The 6,662-nt window shown below is 44.5% G+C and carries 4 protein-coding genes and 2 pseudogenes; 3 read left to right on the top strand and 3 right to left on the bottom strand.

Translation table 11 applies throughout. The features are described from left to right. Positions 1-337 precede the first annotated feature (337 nt). Positions 338-1,627, bottom strand: coding sequence for a phosphoethanolamine transferase (locus tag FTV38_RS16185; RefSeq protein WP_058663790.1), 1,290 nt, complete (start codon positions 1,625-1,627; stop codon positions 338-340). A gap of 399 nt (positions 1,628-2,026) precedes the next feature. On the opposite strand from FTV38_RS16185, the gene FTV38_RS16180 reads away from it, so the two are divergent. Beyond that, positions 2,027-2,724, top strand: a protein-coding gene (locus FTV38_RS16180) for an IS1 family transposase (protein WP_225905514.1) whose coding sequence is annotated in 2 segments (ribosomal slippage) — positions 2,027-2,276 and positions 2,276-2,724 — 699 coding nt in all. Because the reading frame shifts where the segments join, the coding sequence is not laid out codon by codon here. A gap of 1,618 nt (positions 2,725-4,342) precedes the next feature. Here the strand turns inward: FTV38_RS16180 and FTV38_RS16175 are convergent. Beyond that, positions 4,343-4,525: pseudogene (locus tag FTV38_RS16175) on the bottom strand (TM2 domain-containing protein); the annotation flags it as partial. Between FTV38_RS16175 and FTV38_RS16170 the strand changes: the two are divergent. Beyond that, positions 4,525-4,764, top strand: a complete 240-nt coding sequence (locus FTV38_RS16170; protein WP_218945200.1) for a cupin domain-containing protein — start codon at positions 4,525-4,527, stop codon at positions 4,762-4,764. The pseudogene FTV38_RS16175 and the gene FTV38_RS16170 sit on opposite strands and share 1 nt — an antisense overlap. A 37-nt stretch (positions 4,765-4,801) precedes the next feature. Here the strand turns inward: FTV38_RS16170 and wzz(fepE) are convergent, their stop codons facing one another. After that, complete coding sequence (gene wzz(fepE), locus FTV38_RS16165) at positions 4,802-5,944, bottom strand: LPS O-antigen length regulator Wzz(fepE) (RefSeq protein ID WP_021544858.1); 1,143 nt, start codon at positions 5,942-5,944, stop codon at positions 4,802-4,804. 194 nt (positions 5,945-6,138) lie between these two features. Between wzz(fepE) and FTV38_RS16160 the strand changes: the two are divergent. Beyond that, positions 6,139-6,601: pseudogene (locus FTV38_RS16160) on the top strand (transposase). Positions 6,602-6,662: the final 61 nt, after the last annotated feature.

Raw genomic sequence — 6,662 nt, 5'->3', positions numbered from 1 at the left:
TTATTCACGCTGGCCAACCTGTTTCGGGCGGACCAAATGATACGTCAGTGGGAGAGATCTCACTAAAAACTGGGAATAACGCCTTAAATGGCGAAGAAACGGTCTAAATAGGCTGATTCAAGGCATTTACGGGAGAAAAAATCGGCTCAAACATGAAGAAATGAAATGACTGAGTTAGCCGAGAAGAATTTCCCCGCTTATTCGCACCTTCCCTAACTTTGCAACAGTGTCTTATATTTTGTATAACTTAGTAAACATATTTAACCTGACAGACACCTAATAAAAATAAGTAACTGCCAGGTTAAGTTTTAGCTAGTTCAATTATATGGAAATCATTTTATAAATCTTGGTCGAAATCATAAACTTTACCATTTTTCACCAATCGCTGTTTTTCAATAAATTTATCGTTTAGTAGGGAACAACCTTTTTTAATCTTACTTTCAATAAAGGATAACTCTAAACTAGTATCTACGAAACATTCGGATGTTATTTTTTTATCTTTATTAATTGAAAGTTTTTGTATTAGCTCAGGATGTTGTTTGTGGTATAAATCATTAAACCAAAAAAAATGAGCAATGTTATAGTTGCCTTTTGTATTACCGCCATACAACGATTTACCATCATCATAAATAGCAGTTCCATGGTCTGAAATAAAAGATAAATATGCAAGTCCATCTGTATTTTTTAACACATTAATGAAATCGCTTATCTGTTTATCAACAGAAAATAATTCTGAATTAGCATAGCTATTTTCTAATTTATCCTTATCTTTTAAAGATGGAGTTGAATATGTTTTTTCATTAAAAGATGGTTTGAAAACATCATAATTTGATGGATACCTTGTATGATACAGATAATGACTCCCGATAGTTTTATAAACTATGAGCTTTTTCTTGCTTTTATTATTTAATATTTTCTCTAATGTATTCACGTTGACATCAGATACAACATAATGATCAGCTTCATTTGCAATTAAATTTATTTCATTATCTCCTATGTGACTTTTACTCAGATAAGAAACATACCAAGTTTCATATCCAGCCTCTTTATAAGCACTAATTATTGATGTTTCATTAAAAAGACCATTATCATACACACCTTTTCTAGAAAGGATCATTGGTGTGGAAACTAAAGTATATGCTCCTTGAGATATTGTGTTTTTAAAAGAAACTAAATTTTCTTTATCTAAATTTGGGGTTGTGTTTTTAGGGTAACCATTAAAATGTAAATAATCTCCTCTATTAGTTTCGCCTAAAAAAAGAACCACTGTTTGCTTATCATTTATTGTAGATTTAGAATCCCACTTGAAGTTTTTTTTATCTTTTATAATTTGTGCGTTTTTCTTAAGTTCAGATAAACCTTTATTAATTTCTTTCAAAGCTAATCCTAATGGCTTAAAGGCGATTAACAAAGAAACAAACAGAATAATGAAAATATAAAAATGCCTTAACTGAAATTTAGAGTCTCTTTTTCCAATAAGAATAAATAAGAAGTTACATGCTATGATTAGTAGCCCTATGATTTCTTTTGTTGAAAAGAAAAAATTACTATTAATCTCATCTGGGTTAGTATCAAGAATAATATTAATGATTTCATTTGGCACCTGATGAAAATACCAGGAGGTCATTCGATATGTCATTAAATCAACAAATAGAAGTGAAATAATAAAACTTGATATTGATAAAGAAATAATTGAATTAATTTTTGAAGTGTAACCATAGAAAAAAATAACACCAAGTATGATAAGCGTTAAGGAGTAATAAATATTACTAGCGATTATTCTATGGGAAGTATTAATTATAAAAATTAGATTAATAATACATAAAGCTATGTATATGTTTTTTTGATGGTTTTTTGAAATTTTATTGATGATGTTCATTATTTGATAACATAGATATAAGTAAGTAAGTAAGTAAGTAAGTTTAAAAAAAAAATCATAGGAAATCATTATTTAATTAAAAAGCCGCTCTCGGTAATGCTGCCAACTTACTGATTTAGTGTATGATGGTGATTTTTAGGTGCTTGCATGGCTTCCATTTCCATCAGATGTCCTTCCTGCTCCGCTACTGAAGGCGTGGTGCGTAACGGCAAAAGCACTGCCGGACATCAGCGCTATCTCTGCTCTCATTGCTGTAAAACATGGCAACTACAGTTCACTTACACCGCCTCTCAGCCCGGTACGCACCAGAAAATCATTGATATGGCCATGAATGGCGTCGGATGTCGCGCCAGTGCACGCATTATGGGCGTTGGCCTCAACACGGTTTTACGTCACTTAAAAAACTCAGGCCGCAGTCGGTAACCTCGCGTATACAACCGGGCAGTGATGTGATTGTCTGCGCTGAAATGGACGAACATTGGGGCTACGTCGGTGCTAAATCACGTCAGCGCTGGCTGTTTTACGCGTATGACAGGATACGGAGGACGGTTGTGGCGCACGTCTTCGGTGAACGCACTCTGGCCACACTGGAGCGTCTTCTGAGCCTGCTGTCGGCCTTTGAGGTCGTGGTATGGATGACGGATGGTTGGCCGCTGTATGAATCACGCCTGAAGGGAAAGCTGCACGTTATCAGCAAGCGTTACACTCAGCGCATTGAGCGACATAATCTGAATCTGAGACAACATCTGGCAAGGCTGGGACGGAAGTCACTGTCGTTCTCAAAATCGGTGGAGCTGCATGACAAGGTCATCGGGCATTATCTGAACATAAAACACTATCAGTAAGTTGGAGTCATTACCAAGAACCGATACGCCCCTCGCGCACTTCTGCTATTGAAAAAGCCATATTTAAGCTCACTTTTTTTACTCTGAATATAACCTGTTAGAGAGGATTTTCTTGAGATCGTCCGTCTGTCGTCGTAGTCTCTTATCCAGAAACGAAAAAACCCCCTGGGGAGGTGGTTTTTCGAAGGTTCAGTAAGTTGGGGAACTTCTGAACCGTGGTAACAGGGTGTACAAGACCGCTGCCACCAAATTCGTCCTTCCAGTTTAGCCGTAGTTTGGCTCTAACTTCAAGAACTCTGCATCAGTAATCTCTTGTACACCCTCTACCAGTGGCTGCTGCCAGTGGCGTTAAGTCGTGTCTTTTCGGGTTGGACTCAAGACGATAGTTACCGGATAAGGCGCAGCGGTCGGACTGAACGGGGGGTTCGTGCATACAGTCCAGCTTGGAGCGAACTGCCTACCCGGAACTGAGTGTCAGGCGTGGAATGAGATAAACGCGGCCATAACAGCGGAATGACACCGGTAAACCGAAAGGCAGGAACAGGAGAGCGCACGAGGGAGCCACCAGGGGGAAACGCCTGGTATCTTTAAGTCCTGTCGGGTTTCGCCACCACTGATTTGAGCGTCAGATTCTGTGATGCTTGTCAGGGGGGCGGAGCCTATGGAAAACCGGCAACGCCGCGGCCTTTTCTTTTGCCTCTCGATCCTCTCTCATTGCCTGTGCCTTAATGTCTCCGTTCCCTCCGCTCGCCGCAGCCGAACGACCGAGCGTAGCGAGTCAGTGAGCGAGGAAGCGGAATATCCCCGGACTTATCTTCGGCACCGTACGCGCCAGTGCTGCATTTTTTAATACGATGCAGGATAGGGCTAACGCCGCAAAGTGACGTCACCTGACGTTCCTGGATTACAAAGGTTAAAGCAGCGGACAGGAAATGTTTTGTGCCCACAGCTATGCTGGCTTATTCACAAAACAGCGGGACAAGATGTGTTTTTGGAGTACCGCCGGCCCGCTAAAGACTCCTGGTTAGCTCCCGCATGTTTGCTATCTTTTTGCTACCATTTTGCTACTTTTTTGCTATCTCCAGAGTCTTCTGGTCTTTCGGTTGCTATCCTTTTGCTACTTTTTTGCTATCAAAATGCTACCTCTCCCTTCTTGCAATAAATGACCAAGGCACGTTAGCGATGTATACATCGCCGCGCCGCAAGGGTGCCCCTTCCGAATCCCGTTCATCACTGCGTGCTGATTCATCCACGTTAAATCCGACCCCCTTAGCAATAAATCCAGCCATGCCTGACGGCCTGGCCAACGCCTCACGGCCGCACAGTAAACTGCACACCCGTGAGGCGTTATTCGTGAGGTTCAGTGGTGCTTTTGGGCGTCCAGCCGGATTTTAGCCGCTAAAATCCCGGCCATGCATGTGTGTGCATAGCCATGCAGACGCGCCAGAATCATCAGGCGCGTTTTTTCACGATATAGGCACAGGGAAGTGTCGGAAACAGGCAGGAAGACCCAGAAACGCCCTGAGAGCCTCTCAGGCGGTGCACGCAACGGATGTTATGGTAAATCTGCCTCACAGACTGGTACAAAAAAAGCCCCGCAGGGCTTTTTTGCTATGAGTTAGCCATATTTTCTTGCGAATTTTTCATCGGAATCGCATAGATAAATAATAAACTCAATAAACGCGATGATCGCGGGTATGAATGTCCAGCAAAAAATTAGATACAGGAATCCCTGTCCTATTTTACCTAAGTAAAATTTATGTACGCCAAATCCACCAAGGAAGAATGCTAAGAAAGATGATGGCGGTGGAGGTCAATTTTGAGCAGGGTGCGATTGGCCCGATGCACAATCACCCGCATGAACAGCTTACCTATGTGCTCTCCGGGGAGTTCGAGTTTACGATAGGTGAAGAAAAGCAGATCGTGACGGCGGGCGATACGCTCTATAAAGCGCCGCACGTGATGCACGGCTGCATTTGCCTGAAGCCCGGCACCCTTCTGGATACCTTTACGCCGGTGCGCGACGATTTCCTGAAATAAAAAAAGGCGCTGAATCAGCGCCTTTTTAATATCGTCGTTACTCTGTTGCTGGCGTTACGGCCGTTATCGGCTCTGGCAACGGATTACGCGAGAGCATTGCCTCACGCAGCAGCACGCTGCCGCAGGCAAACAGGCCGCCCAGAATCCCTGCCAGCAGCACAATCAGGGCTTTGCCCGGACCGTCTTTTTTCACCGGCAGTGACGGTGAAAGCTGATACCTGAAGGGTTCAAGCTTCACGTCTTCCACGGACAGTTTTTGCAACTGAGTCAGATAGTATTCACGGTTCTGGAAATCCGCATTCAGCTCGGCCACGTCCTTCAGATTCTTTTCAATCTGCAGCTTTTGCGCAATACCGTCAGCACCCAGCGCCACGGAGTAGTCAGGATCGTCTTTTACCGCCTGTCCGTTGCTGTAAACCGGCTTCTTAATGCCTGCCGCGTTCGCCACTTCCAGCGAATAGTTGAGGCGCTGCAGGTTGGTGTTGTGGATATTGGTCAGACGCACGCGATCCAGCTCCAGCTGCTGCTGAACGACTTTCGTTTTCAGCGTGATCTGGTTACGGATATTTTCCATCGTCTCCTGCTCAACAATGCGGGAGATATAGTTGATGTAACCTTCCAGAACCGTCTGCGCGTCTCCCGCCGTCGGGGCGGTAAAGCTCAGCGTCCATGAGGTATACGGCGCTTTGTCTGCGTCTTTAACCTGCGTGTTATCTGTCGCTTTCATTTTCTCAGCAATATTCACCACCGCGCGATGCAGCTCCAGCGGGTCTACCTCGGTGCCTTCCAGCTGAGACATCACGTACGGGGAGGTTTTCATGTACTCTTCGAGCAGCGACTGCGACTGAAACTTTTTGATGAACAGGTTAAACACGTCTCCACGGCTCACCTTCGCGTCGACGTCCAGCACCTGCAGCGTCACCATCATCTGGCGCAGCGTGTTCCACTGCGTCTGCTCGGCCGGCGTGATCACGGCTTTACTGGTCCATTTTTGCGGGATTAAAAACGCAATGGCCAACCCTACTACGGCGAACGCCAGGACGATCGTCACAATACGTTTTTTGGCTGCCAGAAGTACGTCTAACAACCCCAGGAGATCTATCTCTTTGGTGCTTACCGCCGGAGTGGCATAACGGGGAAAATCGAGGTCCGTGTTTTTCTTGAAATCCATCGCTGACATAACCGTTCTTCTTTTTGGAGCGCAGTAAATTTCTGCCTGATTGGTTGCAGTGGTCGGATGATACAAGAAAGTAAGAATAATCTGAACGCCAGATTGATCTATCTGTAGACCGACTATCAGATTTAGGGAAGGTGCGAACAAGTCCCTGATATGAGATCATGTTTGTCATCTGGAGCCATGGAACAGGGTTCATCATGAGTCATCAACTTACCTTCGCCGACAGTGAATTCAGCAGTAAGCGCCGTCAGACCAGAAAAGAGATTTTCTTGTCCCGCATGGAGCAGATTCTGCCATGGCAAAACATGGTGGAAGTCATCGAGCCGTTTTACCCCAAGGCTGGTAATGGCCGGCGACCTTATCCGCTGGAAACCATGCTACGCATTCACTGCATGCAGCATTGGTACAACCTGAGCGATGGCGCGATCGAAGATGCTCTGTACGAAATCGCCTCCATGCGTCTGTTTGCCCGGTTACATGAAAGCCAGCATCCGGGCCAAGGTGGAGCACCCATTTCGCATCATCAAGCGACAGTTCGGCTTCGTGAAAGCCAGATACAAGGGGTTGCTGAAAAACGATAACCAACTGGCGATGTTATTCACGCTGGCCAACCTGTTTCGGGCGGACCAAATGATACGTCAGTGGGAGAGATCTCACTAAAAACTGGGAATAACGCCTTAAATGGCGAAGAAACGGTCTAAATAGGCTGATTCAAGGCATT

The organism is Acinetobacter sp. YH16044 (genome assembly GCF_013417145.1).
GTDB classification, from domain to species: Bacteria; Pseudomonadota; Gammaproteobacteria; order Pseudomonadales; family Moraxellaceae; genus Acinetobacter; species Acinetobacter amyesii.
This window is presented reverse-complemented; position numbering and strand designations above follow the sequence as displayed.